The 16541-nt window shown below is 36.0% G+C and carries 15 protein-coding genes; 4 read left to right on the top strand and 11 right to left on the bottom strand.

Annotation, left to right across the window (positions count from 1 at the left end; genetic code table 11):
• Window position 1 precedes the first annotated feature (1 nt).
• Genes mreD through yfmF form a run of 9 tightly spaced genes read right to left on the bottom strand, consistent with a single transcriptional unit; the run spans window position 2 to window position 7763 of the window.
• Complete coding sequence (gene mreD, locus CBI42_RS00200) at window positions 2–496, bottom strand: rod shape-determining protein MreD (protein ID WP_042751844.1); 495 nt, start codon at window positions 494–496, stop codon at window positions 2–4.
• Window positions 496–1314, bottom strand: coding sequence for a rod shape-determining protein MreC (gene mreC / locus CBI42_RS00195; RefSeq protein ID WP_049487611.1), 819 nt, complete (start codon window positions 1312–1314; stop codon window positions 496–498). Before mreC ends, mreD begins: the two co-directional genes overlap by 1 nt.
• 58 nt (window positions 1315–1372) lie before the next feature.
• The gene (locus tag CBI42_RS00190; protein ID WP_020902295.1) at window positions 1373–2167 is read right to left on the bottom strand and encodes an energy-coupling factor transporter transmembrane component T family protein; all 795 of its coding nucleotides are present in this window, start codon (window positions 2165–2167) and stop codon (window positions 1373–1375) included.
• Window positions 2160–2999, bottom strand: a complete 840-nt coding sequence (locus CBI42_RS00185; RefSeq protein WP_049491120.1) for an energy-coupling factor transporter ATPase — start codon at window positions 2997–2999, stop codon at window positions 2160–2162. The genes CBI42_RS00190 and CBI42_RS00185 overlap by 8 nt, the downstream gene beginning before the upstream one ends.
• Complete coding sequence (locus tag CBI42_RS00180) at window positions 2984–3811, bottom strand: energy-coupling factor ABC transporter ATP-binding protein (RefSeq protein ID WP_049491118.1); 828 nt, start codon at window positions 3809–3811, stop codon at window positions 2984–2986. Before CBI42_RS00180 ends, CBI42_RS00185 begins: the two co-directional genes overlap by 16 nt.
• Complete coding sequence (gene pgsA / locus CBI42_RS00175) at window positions 3808–4353, bottom strand: CDP-diacylglycerol--glycerol-3-phosphate 3-phosphatidyltransferase (RefSeq protein ID WP_000712127.1); 546 nt, start codon at window positions 4351–4353, stop codon at window positions 3808–3810. Before pgsA ends, CBI42_RS00180 begins: the two co-directional genes overlap by 4 nt.
• Before the next feature lie 10 nt (window positions 4354–4363).
• Window positions 4364–5191: a cytoskeleton protein RodZ gene (gene rodZ, locus CBI42_RS00170; RefSeq protein WP_094752968.1), complete on the bottom strand. Its 828-nt coding sequence runs from the start codon at window positions 5189–5191 to the stop codon at window positions 4364–4366.
• A 41-nt stretch (window positions 5192–5232) separates the two neighbouring features.
• The gene (yfmH, locus tag CBI42_RS00165; protein WP_094752967.1) at window positions 5233–6516 is read right to left on the bottom strand and encodes an EF-P 5-aminopentanol modification-associated protein YfmH; all 1284 of its coding nucleotides are present in this window, start codon (window positions 6514–6516) and stop codon (window positions 5233–5235) included.
• Complete coding sequence (gene yfmF, locus CBI42_RS00160) at window positions 6513–7763, bottom strand: EF-P 5-aminopentanol modification-associated protein YfmF (protein ID WP_049509622.1); 1251 nt, start codon at window positions 7761–7763, stop codon at window positions 6513–6515. The genes yfmH and yfmF overlap by 4 nt, the downstream gene beginning before the upstream one ends.
• A 158-nt stretch (window positions 7764–7921) precedes the next feature.
• On the opposite strand from yfmF, the gene yaaA reads away from it, so the two are divergent.
• Together yaaA and recF are read left to right on the top strand one after the other, a co-directional pair.
• Window positions 7922–8290: a S4 domain-containing protein YaaA gene (gene yaaA, locus CBI42_RS00155; protein ID WP_049491111.1), complete on the top strand. Its 369-nt coding sequence runs from the start codon at window positions 7922–7924 to the stop codon at window positions 8288–8290.
• A 2-nt stretch (window positions 8291–8292) separates the two neighbouring features.
• Window positions 8293–9390: a DNA replication/repair protein RecF gene (gene recF, locus CBI42_RS00150; protein ID WP_094752966.1), complete on the top strand. Its 1098-nt coding sequence runs from the start codon at window positions 8293–8295 to the stop codon at window positions 9388–9390.
• 49 nt (window positions 9391–9439) lie between these two features.
• Here the strand turns inward: recF and guaB are convergent, their stop codons facing one another.
• Window positions 9440–10918, bottom strand: a complete 1479-nt coding sequence (gene guaB, locus CBI42_RS00145) for an IMP dehydrogenase (RefSeq protein ID WP_033682529.1) — start codon at window positions 10916–10918, stop codon at window positions 9440–9442.
• A gap of 151 nt (window positions 10919–11069) precedes the next feature.
• Entirely contained in the window at window positions 11070–12095 is a 1026-nt protein-coding gene (trpS, locus tag CBI42_RS00140; RefSeq protein WP_049491108.1) for a tryptophan--tRNA ligase, read from the bottom strand.
• Window positions 12096–12300: 205 nt separating this feature from the next.
• Here trpS and CBI42_RS00135 point away from each other — a divergent pair, with 205 nt between their 5' ends.
• Window positions 12301–13923, top strand: coding sequence for an ATP-binding cassette domain-containing protein (locus CBI42_RS00135; protein ID WP_000958774.1), 1623 nt, complete (start codon window positions 12301–12303; stop codon window positions 13921–13923).
• Between the two features lie 61 nt (window positions 13924–13984).
• Window positions 13985–16528: a YfhO family protein gene (locus CBI42_RS00130; RefSeq protein WP_094752965.1), complete on the top strand. Its 2544-nt coding sequence runs from the start codon at window positions 13985–13987 to the stop codon at window positions 16526–16528.
• The last annotated feature ends 13 nt before the right edge of the window (window positions 16529–16541 follow it).

Below are 16541 nucleotides of genomic sequence, written 5' to 3'. Positions count from 1 at the left end.
CTTATAGGTAAAATTTTTCAAAAATAAACTGAAAAGTAATCATCCATATAAGGTTCAAAATCATTGATGGTACTAAACTATAGACTATAAACAAAGACATACTATCCACAGTTAAACCTACCACTATTGCAAGTATATAAGCTCCCATCTCAAATAGAAAAGTCATGACAATAATTGCCAGCATTCTCGTCCAACGATTCAATAAAATAACACTATTAAATTTATGGAGAAATGCCCCCAACAGGACAAATAACAGAGTCGCAATCCCTATCAAGTGGAAAAAGTAAATGTCATAAACCAAACCCACTACAAAACAATAGGCTAAATAGAGATACTCTGATACTTCAATCGTCTCAAATAAGAGAAACAAAAATAGAAAATGACTAGCTAACTGCACGTGGGGAAATAATGAGCCCAAAAGCTGGCTAATATGGGCATCAATTAGAACAAAGAAAGGAAGCAATAAAAACACTCCAACCCGCTTCAGCTGTCTCATTATGAATTCCCCACTAATTCTATCACACTCACATTATGAGTATCTGCACTCAATTTAACAGTTACTTCTCGTGTCAAATAGTCCGTACTATGCGTTGTAGCAACCACTTCACCAACAGGAATATCAGCAACATTAAAGTTTCCTAATCCACCAGTGGTCACCTTATCTCCTGCACTAATATCGCCACTACTATTTAATTGACTAATTTTGAGAACTTCATTTTCCTTGTCATAGCCAACAATAATCCCATAAATTGTAGTAGAACCATGTTGAATTTTAACAGAAATCTTATCAGCATTTTCCGTATTTGTCAGAAGGTTGACCATAGTAGAGTTGTCCTCCACTTTTGAAACACTCCCAATCAAACCACCATTTGCAATGGCTAACATATTCTCAGAAGCCCCTTTTGATTTGCCTGCATCCAGGGTCAATTCCTGCTTCCAAGATACCGGAGAACGCATAATAACATCTGCTGCCAAAGTCTTTGTGGCTTGCAACTTGGACTTCATATCAAGCAATTGGCGCAGTTGTTCATTTTCGGTCTTTAAACTTTCCGCCTCATTTGATTTAACTTCTAATTGATAAATCTGTTTCTTCAAACTTTCATTTTCATTATATGTTCGTGTCAAATGAGCCAAATCTGATTTGGCAGAATCAAACCACTGAAAAGGTTTTTGTACAACTCTATCAACCAATGAGATTCCATCTCCTAATTTTGTCACAATTGTACTTGAATAAGTCGTCGCTAAGAGAGCTGACACAAGCAGAACAATGACAAAAACAATAATGACATATTTTGATTTTTTAAAACGGTTCATATCCCTACCTTTATATCAAAAACTGTTACAGTAATTTTTTATGAATTCCTGAAAGCTACTAAGATTTTAAGAAAAATAAGCAACAACCAAGTACGATAATAACAAGAATGGTCAGCGTATCCTTTCGTGTCCATTTCAGTTGTCGATATTGACTTCTGCCTTTCCCCCCCTGATAACCACGCGCTTCCATAGCAATAGCCAAGGAATCTGCACGTTTTAAACTTGTCGCAAAAAGAGGAATCAAAATGGGAATCATAGCCTTCACCTTTTGAACAATGCTTCCTTCACCAAAATCCACTCCACGCGCTTTCTGTGCATTCATAATCCGCGTCGTATCATCCATTAAGGTCGGAACAAAACGCAAACTCATAGATAGCATTAAGCCAATTTCATGAACTGGAACTTTCACACGCTTTAAAGGTGCTAATAAAGCTTCAACAGCTGATGCCAAACTTAAAGGCATGGTAGTTAAAGTTAACAAAGTTGAAAAGAAAATAATCAATACAAAGCGACAAAAAATAATTCCAGCTTGTTGCAAAGCATAATCTGTGATTCTCACAAATGAAAACTCAAATAAAACATTCCCATTAGAAATGAAAAACAGTTGAAAAATAGTTGTGAAGGCAATCAAGAAAAACATAGACTTCAAGCCCTGAATAAAAAATGAAAGAGATACTCCTGACAAGGCAATAAATATCCCTGTCGCTATAAAAAGAATTAGATTCGTCAAGGGATTATTAGCCCAAAAAACGATTAAAATCAGTAACATCATAGCAAGCAATTTGCTACGTGGATCCAATCGGTGAACAATCGAATCCCCTGGAATATAACGCCCCAAAATCATACTATCCATTTAGCGACTCCTTGAACTCCTCTATCTTAATCGGTAATCGTTTAAATGACACGCCTCTATCAGCCAATCGTTTACAAAAGGCCGTAATTTTAGGTACTCCCAACTGCACTTCTTCCATAAAGACAACATCTTGAAAGACATCACTTGGTTTACCACCCTTAACTAAACGTCCCTTTTCCATCACATATACCTGGTTCGCATATTCAGCAACATCATCCATCAAATGTGTTACTAAGACAATTGTCATCCCTGACTGATGGAGTTTTTTGAACAAATTCATCAGCTCTTTTCTTCCCAGGGGATCTAGGCCTGCTGTGGGCTCATCTAAGACTAATATGGCTGGTTCCATGGCAAGTATGCCTGCAATGGCCACACGTCTCATTTGTCCACCTGATAGCTCAAACGGACTACGATTAAAAAGTGATTCATCAATTCCAACCAAAGCCAGTTTCTCACGCGCAATCTGCTCCGCATCTTCTTCAGAAACTCCAAAATTTTGCGGTCCAAAAGCAACATCCTTCAAAACCGTTTCTTCAAAGATCTGATTTTCAGCAAACTGAAATACCAAGCCAACCTGTTTTCTAATTTGACGAATGTCTTTATTTTTAGAAGTCGATGTGATTAAGGTATCAAAAACCCGCACACTCCCTTGACTTGGAACCAATAAACCATTTAAAAGTTGTAAAATAGTTGATTTGCCGCTACCTGTGTGCCCAATTAAAGCCGTATAAGAACCATCTTCAATCGTCAAGGAAACATCCGACAAAGCTGTTGAAGCTAAGGGAGTCCCTTCTTGATACGTAAAACTCACATTTTCTAGAGCAATTCCCATAGTTTATCCTCTAGCTCACTTTCTGTCAAATAATTTTCAGGCAAATCATAGCCATTCTGGCTCAAAGAATGTTTTAATTGATTGGAAAAAGGATCGTCTAATCCAATTTGATCTAAATCATTTCGAGAGAAAAGTTCTCTTGGGCTACTAGTTGATTCAATTTCCCCTTTTTTCAGGACCAATACACGGTCACTCATGGCGACTTCTTCCAAATCATGTGTAATGGAAATGACCGTCATATCATAGTCTTTTCGAATTCCTTTTACTGTCTCAATCAGTTCTCTACGTCCCTCAGGATCCAACATACTCGTTGCTTCATCTAGGATTAAAATAGCTGGTCTGAGGGCTACAACACCTGCAATGGCCACACGTTGCTTTTGGCCACCTGACAGACGAGCTGGCTCTCTCTTTTTAAAGTCCAACATGCCAACCAAATCCAGAGCTTCTTCCACTCTTTTTTTCATTTCTTGACGAGAAAGTCCCTGATTTTCCAAACCAAAGGCAACATCATCCTCAACAGTCGCTCCAACAAATTGATTGTCTGGATTTTGAAAAACCATACCGATTTGACGACGTATATTCCAAACATTTTCCTCAGTCAATCGTTGACCATCAATTACAATCTCTCCAGATTCTGCTTCCAGTAAACCATCAATTAAGCGAACCGTCGTTGATTTACCACTACCATTATGCCCTACAATCGAAAGCCATTCTCCACGTTTCACGTGAAACGTAATATCCTTCACATCATAGTATTCCTGACTTTCCTTATAACGAAAAGAAAGATTTTTTACATCAATTATTGATTTCATTTCGAACCAAATGTCCCTTTAAATACATAGGCACTACCCTTGAAATAATCATAGCCAGAGTAGATAGTGAAAAACAAGGCTACATAAAGTAGAACTTGACCAAGCAAAGTCCAATGTAATAGCAAGAAAATAATCGCAAACATCTGGCTGAAAGTTTTAATTTTTCCAGGCATTGCTGCTGCTAAAACCGTTCCACCAGTTTCAACCAATAAAAGCCTTAAACCTGTCACAGCCAACTCACGACAGATAATCACTGCAACAATCCAAGCTGGAGCCATACCTAACTCAATCAGCATAATAAAAGCCGACATAACTAGTAGCTTATCCGCCATAGGATCTGCAAATTTACCAAAATTACTGACCACATTCCATTTACGAGCTAAATATCCATCTAAATAGTCTGTAATACTGGCAATAGCAAAGATAATAGCTGCTACTATATGACTCTCTATCGAATTTCCTATCGTTAAAATAAAGATAAAAATAGGTATGAAGAGAATTCGACCTATTGTTAAGAGATTTGGAATTTGTTCTTTTTTCATTCGTTTTTCCTTAATTTCTAATAAAGGTTACAGTGATTTGTCCAGTTTGAGCTGTTAGTTTCGATAAATCAACAGTCTGATTATCTACTGTTAAATCAACACCTTTGACAACACCTAAAGTAATGGTCACAGGATTTTTTGTTGAAACTGTTGTTTCCGCACTTTTATTATCCGGTGATAAGGTCACACCACCCTCAAGCTCACTTTCTGAAACACTAACCCAACTTCTAGCATCTGAAACCGATAATTGCAATTTTGCGGTTTCCTTACTTGTTTTATAAGCGATTTCTACATAATTTCCTTCACCTGATACACTTATAACTGGTTCAATATTCGAAGAGCTACTTGATGAACCACTACTTGAAGATGGAGTTGCAGAACTAGTCGAGCTTGTTGCTTGGACTACACTATAACTAGACGCAGATGAACGCTCCGGTTGAGTCTGAATATAATTCCAAACATAATAAGTCACAAAAATGACAATCGATAGTGCAAAGAGTATAAAATAAAATAAAGGTAAAAATGATGTCTTATTTTTCTTACTTGAACGTCTCCTACCTGTCAACGCCTCTTCATCAACATCTACTTCCTCATAAGTAATCATGCTCCCAGAATCATAAGCATCCAAGACAATTCGCTCATCTAGCTCAACTGCCCACGCATACTTTCTCAAAAAAGAACGAGTATAAAATGGACTAGGAAGTTGATCAAAATCATCAGCTTCCATCGCTTCCAACATATCCAACTGAATTTCTGTTTTTTTGTGTAATTCTTCTAAAGTCAACCCTTGGTTGGTTCTAGCTAAACGTAAAACCTCACCAATTGTTTTTTTCCTCATACTTGTCATTCCTTCTTTCTAGTATCGATTATGATAGGTTACTACGATGGGAATATTGTAAAATCAACTATATCACCATCATCTATTAAATGATGTCCAGCATCAAGGACATCCTCCAAAGTAATTTCCTGTAAAATTTTCGGCAAATCAAAAATTGTCTCACCTTGTCCAAAAGCATCATATTGCATTGCAATAAATTCAAGAGAGTTCATGCTACTGAAAAATTCTCCAAACATTTCTCTTTTTATAATATCTAAATGATCCTCTGTAATATCTGAATCCTTTGTAAAATTACGAATAGCCTTCCTAAACTGATGAGATAAAGCAACTGGCTCTTTTGTATCCATTGTCAACATAACAAAATGAAAGCGACTTGTTACTTCAACTTCCAGAGATAAGGACGCATCAATTTTACCTGATTCATATAATTTCTGAAAACGATCCGAAGTCCAACCAAACATCATTGCAAACAATAATTTTAATAAAATATGATATCGATAGCAATCCGCTTCAGCAACTTCTCGCTTACCTCTAACTCCAATCGCTAGTTTGGGAGAAGATACTTCCATTCTCATACTGTCTGTTTGCTTTACATCTTGTAAAACAAGCTTTTCTCTTGCCACTTCCTTAACATCTAACTCTTCCAGTTCTTTTCTTTCAAAGTAGTCCTGTACTTGATCCACATCAAAATTACCAACTAAAAACAGAGACATGTTTACAGGTTTGTAAAATCTTGTAAAATTTTCTTGCAAATTAGTTAGATTGATTTGGGAAATGGACTCCTCACTGCCAACTATATCCGTTGCTAAAGGTGTGCCTGGATACAAATTCGCTAAAGTTGAAAAGAATAAACACGAATCTGGATCATCTTGATACATTTCTCGTTCTTGCTGTATAATATCCTGCTCCCTTAAAATAGAATCTTCAGTAAATTGTGCTGATGTTACCAATTCATCAAGTAAGTCCAAATTTTCTAAAAAATGATCCGTTGCTGAAAAAAGATAACTTGTTTTTGTAAAGCTTGTAAAGGCATTACTATCTGCACCTAGACTCGTAAAAGCCGACATCAAATCGCTAGCATCTTCTCTCTCAAATAATTTATGTTCAAGAAAATGAGCAATTCCCGCAGGATATTCTTTTACATATCCGTCAACTTCTGTTACAAGCGTATCTACCGAACCAAACTGTACAGTTACACTCCCGTAAACCTCTTTAAATTCCTTTTTAGGCAAAAGAGCAACTGTCAATCCATTTGACAAACGAGTTCGATAAACCATTTCTTTTACAGCTGGATAGTATTTTTCTTCAAAAACAACCTTTGTCATTCTATTCCTTCCATAAAGTAAATCGCCTGTAGTTTCACATTATTTGCTGCTCTACAAATAGCCTCTTTATCAACTTGCTCGAGTTTTGCAATCCAACTTTTAAAGTCTGCTGAAGATTTTCCAAGCAAGGCATTTTGATAAGCACGTTCAATCAATGAACTTTGATTATCTTGAGAAAGCAACAGAGACCGACGAATCATTTCCTTTGTTTGCTCTAACTCAAGCTCTGTAAAATAACCTTTTTTTAAATCAAGCAGTTGATTATTCATCATTTTACGAGCCTGGTTCCGATTTTCTCGATCGATACCAGCATACATCCTCAAGAATCCACTAAATAAATCAAGCTGACTTGAAATAGTATAAGCCAATCCAGCATTTTCACGGACGTTTGTAAAGAGCTTAGAATGAGCAAATTCACCAAGTAAACCATTCATTACAATCATGGGTAAATGTTTCTCATCACCATATTCAGAAGGGTAATGATAACCCAATTCCAAAATGGATTGTCCCACATTTTTCCGAACCATACCTTCCTGAAGGATATTAGAATATGGTTGACAATACTGAACTTTTACATCTCCTTCTCGACCTTTGAAGCCAAATGATTCTAATACATTTTGAATTTCAACCTCATTAAAATCACCTAGGAAAAAGAAATCTATTCGATCATTAGCCAAAAATTCTTGGAAACAAGAATAAGAACTTTGTGGAGTTTCAGCTAAAATACGATTTCGTAAATCACTGTATTCCAATTTGAGACGTTCATCATAAAAAAATAATTTATCTAATTCTTTATGTGCGAAATAAAATGAATCATCCATATCAGCTGCTAAACTTGCTAGCAATTGTTTTTTCTCAATTTCAAATAAGGCCGGATCAAATCCATTATCAACTACTATGGGTGAAAAAAGAGTTTCTTTTACAAGTTCCAAAACCTGAGAAGTTAGAACATTTTTCCTACTTAAAAACTCATCACGAACATAGGTAAATGTCAATTCTACAATATGACTTTGCCCTCTTCTGAAACAATTGGTTGACATATCTGTACCGTATAGACTGGCCAAATGTTTTCTCAAATCTTGAGAAGTAGGATACATCTGATTAGCAGTCTCTAGCACACTCGCACTCAACATGCGACCTGCAATCGTATCAAGAGATAATGGAGTGGTAAAACGCACGGCGATTTTGTTCGTTTTAAACTTTTTTGATTGGATAAAATGTGTTGAAATTCCATGCACTAACTCCATGATTTACCTCCTTATATACAGACTTCTATTATATCACGAAAAACTGAAATTTTCTTGTTCTCTGTAACACTTTTGAAATAAAAATCGCTTACATTATTCCTTGTTTCTCTCACTATTTTTAGGAAAATATGGTATAATACCAAAGATTGAGGTGAATTATGGAATACAAATTATTTGAAGAATTTATTACCCTCCAAGCACTACTCAAAGAACTTGGAATTACACATAGCGGAGGAGCTATCAAATCATTTCTCTCTGAACATTCTGTTTACTTTAATGGAGAATTAGAGAGTCGTCGTGGTAAAAAACTTCGTATTGGCGATAAAGTTGACATCCCTGACATGAATATTGACATCTTGTTGACACAACCTACTTTTGAAGAACAAGAGGAGTATCAGGCTGATAAAGTTGAAAAAAAACGAATCGCTAAACTCGTCAAGGAGATGAATAAGGGAGTAAAGAAAGACAACTCTAAACCTACTTCATCACCAAAAAGCAAACAAGCTCCACGATTCCCTGGTAGATAATCATGTGGCTACAACACCTATCTCTCAAAACTTTTCGTAACTACAAAGAGACGAAAATAGACTTTAATCCTAAATTAAATGTCTTTTTAGGACGCAATGCACAAGGTAAAACAAATATGTTAGAGGCTATCTATTTTTTAGCCTTAACACGCAGTCATCGAACTCGAACTGATAAAAATCTCATTCATTTTGATGAGGAACAGCTTCATCTTTCAGGTCTTGTTCAGAAAAAAACTGGATCCATTCCTCTCGAAATCGAACTAACACAAAAAGGCCGTGTGACAAAAGTGAATCATTTAAAACAGGCACGCCTTTCAGATTATGTCGGACACATGAATGTTGTCTTATTTGCTCCTGAAGATTTACAACTAATTAAAGGAGCACCTTCGGTTCGACGAAAATTCATTGATATGGAGCTTGGGCAAATTAAGCCAATCTATTTATCTGATTTAACTAATTATAACCACATCCTTAAACAAAGAAATACCTATCTAAAATCAGCTCAAACAATAGATGAAACCTTCCTTTCAGTACTAGATGATCAGCTAGTCGATTATGGATGTCGTGTGATGAATCACCGCTTAGATTTCATAAAAAAACTAGAATCATTTGGGCGTAAGAAACATTTTGAACTCTCTAATCAGATTGAAGAGTTGTCAATAGCCTATCAATCTTCTGTCAAGATAGCTGACAAAGAAAACTTATCAGAATCTTTCAAAATTGCTTTAGAAAAAAGTAGGTCCAGAGATTTATTTAAAAAGAATACTGGTGTTGGTCCTCATCGAGATGATATTTCTTTTTATATAAATGGGATGGATGCTAGCTTTGGAAGTCAAGGTCAACATCGTAGTCTCGTCCTTTCTATAAAATTAGCAGAAATCGAATTAATGGAAAGTATTACTACAGAGTCTCCAATATTACTACTTGACGATGTTATGAGCGAACTTGACAACACTAGACAACTAAAATTATTAGAAACGATTTCTCATTCAATCCAAACCTTTATTACAACAACCAGCTTAGATCATCTTCAGAATCTACCAGAAAATCTAAGTATTTTCGCTATTCAGGGTGGTAAAGTTACTGTAAATGAAAATTGACAGCATTGTAAAAGAACTCCTGTTTTCACTGGAGTTCTTTTCATTGTTTTTACATAGAATAATTTGGTGCCTCATTAGTAATTTGTACATCATGAGGATGGCTTTCTTTCAAACCAGCACCAGACATTTCAATAAATTGAGCGTTATCGTGTAGTTCTTTAAGGTTAGCTGCACCACAGTAACCCATACCAGAGCGAATACCACCAATCATTTGGAAGACAATATCAGCTGCCGCTCCTTTATAAGCAACACGACCTTCAATTCCTTCTGGAACGAGTTTGTTTGCTTCATTGACAGAACCTTGGAAGTAACGATCGCTTGAGCCTTTCTTCATAGCAGCGATTGAACCCATACCACGGTAAGTCTTGAATTTACGTCCTTGGAAGATTTCGGTTTCTCCTGGAGCTTCATCAGTTCCAGCAAACATAGATCCAAGCATAACAGCATTTCCACCAGCCGCAAGAGCTTTTACAATATCTCCAGAATACTTGATTCCACCGTCAGCAATGATCGTTTTACCATATTCACGCGCAACAGCTGCAGCATCATAGATAGCTGTTACTTGTGGAACACCAACACCTGCAATCACACGAGTAGTACAGATAGAACCTGGTCCAATACCAACCTTGACAACGTCTACACCTGCTTCATAAAGAGCACGTGCACCTTCAGCAGTAGCAATATTTCCAGCAATCAAAGTACGGTCTGGGAAATGAGCACGAATCTCAGCAATTTTACGCAAGACACCTGCAGAATGACCATGCGCAGTATCAATAACAATCGCATCCGCTCCTGCCTCAAAAAGAGCCTCTGCACGTTCAAATGTATCTGAAGTAACACCTACTGCACCTGCAACTAGAAGACGACCAAACTCATCTTTAGCCGCATTTGGAAACTCAATAACTTTTTCAATATCTTTGATGGTAATCAAACCAGAAAGACGGCCTTCTTCATCTACCAACGGAAGTTTTTCAATACGGTGTTCTTGAAGAATGCTTTCAGCTGTTACAAGATCTGTACCCACAGGAGCAGTCACAAGATTTTCACTGGTCATATGGTTTGAAATTGGTTGGTTATAATCTGAAATAAAACGAAGATCTCGGTTTGTCAAAATACCAACCAATTTACGATTTTCAAGTGTTTCAACAACTGGAACACCACTGATGCGGTAACGACCCATAAGCTCATCTGCTTCAGCAATTGTATGTTCAGGTGTCAAGAAGAACGGATCAATAATAACTCCATTTTCAGAACGTTTTACCTTGCGAACCTCGTCTGCTTGTTGAGCAATTGACATGTTTTTATGGATAACTCCGAGACCACCTGCACGAGCAATAGCAATGGCCATTTGACTCTCTGTAACTGTGTCCATGGCAGCGGTAATAATTGGGATATTTAAAGTCAAATTATCTGCCAATTTAGTTGTTAAATCTGCATCGTTAGGCAACACATGACTTTCAGCTGGAATAAGCAATACATCATCAAAGGTAAAACCTTTTTTCAAAAATTTAGTGTCCCAATTAGACATTCGAAGTTTCCTCTTTTCTTTCTTTTTGAGCTTGACTCTTTTTATATTGTATCTATCATACCATTCTATAAAAATTTGTCAAATGTTACAGGGGTAAATAAAAAACTATCTTTTCTTCGAGATAGAAATGATAGTTTCTTGTAAAATAAACTTAGTTAAAGTAATGAAGTCCCATTGCTCCTTTAACCTCAGATAGGGTTTGACCTGCAACTTCACGCGCTCTTTCACTACCTTTTTGAAGCATATTATAAACTTCTCCCATATCCTTAGCAAATTCAATACGGCGCTCACGAATAGGACCCAGTTCACGTTCTAATATTTCAAGTAGATAACGCTTGGTCTTCACATCACCAAGACCACCTCGTTGATAATGTTCTTTCATGTCAGCAATTTCTTGAGCATCTTCTGGACGACCAAAAACATCTAGATAATGGAAAACCATATTTCCCTCAATCTTACCTGGATCTTCCACTCGAATATGATCTGGATCTGTATACATACTCATTACTTTTTTACGCAAAGTATCCGCATCATCAGCTAAATAAATACCGTTATTAAGGGACTTAGACATTTTAGCATTTCCATCTAAACCAGGCAAACGCCCTGCTCTCTCATTTTCTGGATAAATACCTTCCGGCTCTACCAAGACATCACAGTTATATGCATTATTAAAAGAACGAACAATTTCACGAGTTTGCTCAATCATTGGTTTCTGATCTGTCCCAACAGGAACATAATTAGCCTTGAAAGCTGTGATGTCAGCTGCTTGAGCTATTGGATAGACCAAGAATCCTGTCGGAATGCTTTGTCCAAATCCTTTCTGAGCAATTTCTGTCTTGACAGTTGGATTACGCTCCAAACGTGCCAATGAAACTAGATTCATATAATACATAGACAACTCAGCCAACTCTGGAATTTGACTTTGAATAAAGATTGTCGATTTACTTGGATTCAATCCAACTGCAAGATAATCCAAAGCAACATTTCCGATAGACTCTACAATTGTTTGAGGGTCTTTAGCATGATCTGTCAAGGCTTGTTGGTCAGCCAAGAACACAAACATATCATACTTATCCTCTTCCTGTAATAAAACTCTATTTTTGAGACTTCCAACATAATGTCCAATATGCAATTTTCCTGTTGGACGGTCTCCTGTTAAAATAATGGGTTTAATCATTTTGTTCTCCTTCGATATAGTCCCTTCAATTATAGCATTTTTTTAATGAAATAACCGTAATTTATCAAAATAAATCAGTCTTGCTATTTACGGATTCGTGTAAAGTATACTGTAAATATAATTTACACAAAATTGACAGATAAAAATTTGAATATTTCCGTATTTTCTAGTAGAATAAATATATTACACATATAGGAGAAAAACATTGCTTACAGTATCTGATGTTTCACTACGTTTTAGTGATCGCAAACTTTTTGATGATGTCAATATCAAATTTACAGAAGGAAATACTTACGGATTAATCGGTGCTAATGGTGCCGGAAAATCAACCTTTTTAAAAATTTTAGCTGGAGATATAGAACCTACTACTGGTCACATCTCTCTTGGTCCAGATGAACGTCTCTCTGTTCTTCGTCAAAATCACTTTGACTATGAAGATGAACGTGCCATTGATGTGGTTATCATGGGAAATGAAAAACTTTATAGCATCATGAAAGAGAAAGATGCCATCTACATGAAGGAAGATTTCTCAGATGAGGATGGAGTGCGTGCTGCCGAACTTGAAGGAGAGTTTGCCGAGCTTGGAGGATGGGAAGCAGAAAGTGAAGCCTCTCAACTCCTTCAAAACCTAAATATCCCAGAAGAATTGCACTATCAAAATATGAGCGAATTGGCCAACGGTGAAAAAGTAAAGGTTCTCCTCGCCAAAGCACTTTTTGGTAAACCAGATGTTCTTCTTTTGGACGAGCCGACCAATGGTTTGGATATTCAATCAATTACATGGCTAGAAGACTTCTTGATTGATTTTGATAACACCGTTATCGTAGTATCCCACGACCGTCACTTCTTAAACAAAGTATGTACTCACATGGCCGACCTTGACTTCGGAAAAATCAAACTCTATGTCGGAAACTATGATTTCTGGAAAGAATCTTCTGAACTCGCTGCTAAATTGCTAGCAGACCGTAATGCCAAAGCAGAAGAAAAAATTAAACAATTGCAAGAGTTCGTTGCTCGTTTCTCTGCTAATGCTTCTAAATCAAGACAAGCAACATCACGTAAGAAAATGCTTGATAAGATTGAGCTAGAAGAGATTGTGCCATCTAGTCGTAAATATCCATTTATCAACTTTAAGGCAGAACGTGAAATTGGTAATGACCTCTTGACAGTAGAAAATCTAACTGTAAAGATTGACGGTGAAACTATCCTAGACAATATTAGTTTCATCTTGCGTCCAGGTGATAAGACAGCGCTTATTGGACAGAATGACATCCAAACGACTGCATTAATTCGTGCAATCATGGGAGACATTGACTATGAAGGAACTGTCAAGTGGGGAGTAACTACTAGCCGTTCTTACTTGCCAAAAGATAACTCGGCAGATTTTGCAGGAGGAGAGTCAATCCTTGACTGGTTGCGTCAATTCGCAAGTAAAGAAGAAGATGACAATACTTTCCTACGTGGCTTCCTCGGCCGTATGCTCTTCTCTGGAGATGAGGTTAACAAACCTGTAAATGTCTTGTCAGGGGGAGAAAAAGTTCGTGTCATGCTTTCAAAACTCATGCTCTTAAAATCAAATGTCCTTGTACTTGATGATCCAACCAATCACTTGGACTTGGAATCTATCTCAAGCTTGAACGATGGATTAAAAAACTTTAAAGAATCAATCATCTTTGCTAGCCATGACCACGAGTTTATTCAAACTCTAGCTAACCATATCATTGTCTTGTCTAAAAATGGCGTCATTGACCGTATCGATGAAACCTATGATGAATTCCTAGAAAATGCAGAAGTACAAGCAAAAGTTAAAGAACTTTGGAAAGACTAAATAAAACTTCAAAACTCAGTTGGGTTAACCAGCTGAGTTTTCTAACATTTTATGAGGTAACATGAAATTATTTTTTAAAACATATTGGACCTATTTTGTTTCTTTCATCATTCCCGTAATCATTATGATAGGAGTATATCTATCTCAAGGTATCTACTGGAATAGCGATACATCTCCACTATTAGGAGATGGGTTTCATCAATACGTTATTTTTGATGTAGCTTTACGAAATATCCTACATGGAAATGGTAGTCTGTTTTACACCTTTACAAGTGGCCTCGGATTAAATTTCTATGCCCTATCTAGTTATTACTTGGGAAGTTTCCTTTCACCACTAGTTTACTTTTTTGATCTAACTAATATGCCAGATGCTGTCTATCTGACAACTCTCTTAAAATTTGGATTGATTGGACTGTCAACTTACTTTAGTTTAAATAAATTATTTAAATCGATTCCTAAGCCTTTAAAACTAGCTTTATCTACTTCCTATGCTCTGATGAGTTTCACTGTCAGTCAATTAGAGATAAAAACCTGGCTAGATGTTTTTATCTTGATTCCTTTAATTATAACTGGTTTACAGCTACTTATCACTGAAAAGAAATTCCTATTGTACTTTACAAGTCTGTCAATCTTATTTATCCAAAATTATTATTTTGGCTATATGACAGCACTGTTTCTTATTTTCTGGTATCTCTGTCAAATTTCTTGGGATTTTAAAACACGAAAATCATCTTTTCTTGATTTCATAGTCATCTCCTTTTTAGCTGGTATGGCTAGTTTGATTGTGACTCTTCCCACTCTATTTGATTTACAGACACATGGGGAAAAGTTGACTGAAGTTACAAAGTTTCAAACTGAAAGTAGCTGGTATCTTGATCTCTTTGCTAAGCAATTCATTGGTTCCTTTGATACAACAAAGTATGGGGCTATCCCAATGATTTTTATTGGACTGCTTCCCTTTATTTTGACCATTTTATTTTTTACACTTAAATCCATTAAGTTTCACGTGAAACTGATCTATGCAATTTTCTTTGCATTTCTAATTGTAAGCTTTTATATAGAAGCTCTTGATTTATTTTGGCAAGGTATGCATACTCCAAATATGTTTTTACATCGCTATGCTTGGATTTTCTCTACCCTGTTAATTTATACAGCAGCAGAGGTCTTAAATCGTCTGAAAGAAATTAAAATCTGGAATTTTTTAGTTTCGCTTTTTTTTGTGGTAGCAGGATTTTTAGCTACCATCTATCTAAAATCGCATTATTCTTTTTTAACAGATTTGAATATTCTGCTTACTCTTGAATTTTTGGTTGTCTATTCTCTTTTACTCCTTGCAGTTATCAAAAAATTTATCTCTGTAAATCTATTTGCCATTCTAATCTCTTTATTTATAATGGTTGAAATGAGTTTAAATGCTTCATCTCAAATAGACGGAATTGCTAAAGAATGGGGTTTTGCTTCTCGAAGTGCTTATAATCGAGATATACCAGCTATGAAATCTTTCTCAACATATATTGGGAACCAATTTTCTCGTACTGAGAAACTAGAGACTCAGACAGGAAATGACAGTATGAAATTCAACTACAATGGAATCTCTCAATTTTCATCTGTTCGAAATCGTTCAGCAAGCTCTACTTTGGATAAACTTGGGTTTAAATCCTCTGGGACTAATCTCAATCTCCGCTATGCAAATAATAGTATTTTGGCTGATAGTTTATTTGGTATCCAGTACAATATCTCAGACAGTCCTATTGATAAGTATGGTTTTAAAGATATCTATCAAAAAGATAATCTTACCCTATATGAAAATCAATACTTTCTTCCGATTGCATTTGCTAGTCAATCTGTTTACAATGATGTCAAGTTCACTGAACACACTCTAGATAATCAGGCCTCGTTTTTAAATCAACTTGCTAATGTCAATTTTGATTATTTTTCTCCAATCCCTTATGACAAAACAGAAAATACTAATGATTTGATTAGTGTCACAAGTTCTTCAAATGAGGATGCAGCAATCCAGTATCAAATTGAAGTGCCAGAAAACAGCCAAGTTTATCTTTCTTTCACAAACATTCACTTTTCTAATGACAAACAAAAAAAGGTTGACATCCTTGTAAATGGAGAAAAGAAAACTTTTACAACTGATAATGTCTTCTCCTTCTTTAATCTAGGCTATACAAAAGAGAAAAAAACTTTCAATATCAATGTTAGTTTCCCTGGAAATTCACAAGTATCATTTGAATCTCCTACCTTCTATCGTTTAGATACCAAAACATTCACCGAGGCAATTCAAAAAATTAAAGAACAACCTGTCACAGTATCAACTTCTAAAAACAAGGTCTTTGCTACATATGATGTTAAGCAAGATACGTCCATTTTCTTCACCATTCCTTATGATAAAGGCTGGTCTGCCTACCAAGATGGTAAGAAAATAGAAATTAAACAAGCTCAAACTGGTTTTATGAAAGTTGACGTTCCTAAGGGAAAAGGAACTATTACACTTTCCTTTATTTCCAATGGTTTTATTACTGGAGCAATTTGTTCCTTTACTTCTCTCTTACTATTTGGAACCTATAATCACAGACGAAAGTCATCTAAAGCATAAAAAATCGACCAAT

Origin of the sequence: Streptococcus sp. KR, from assembly GCF_002238115.1 — a bacterium.
In the GTDB taxonomy this organism is placed as follows: domain Bacteria; phylum Bacillota; class Bacilli; order Lactobacillales; family Streptococcaceae; genus Streptococcus.
The sequence above is the reverse complement of the archived record's forward strand: the minus strand, read 5'-3'. Positions and strand labels throughout refer to the sequence as shown.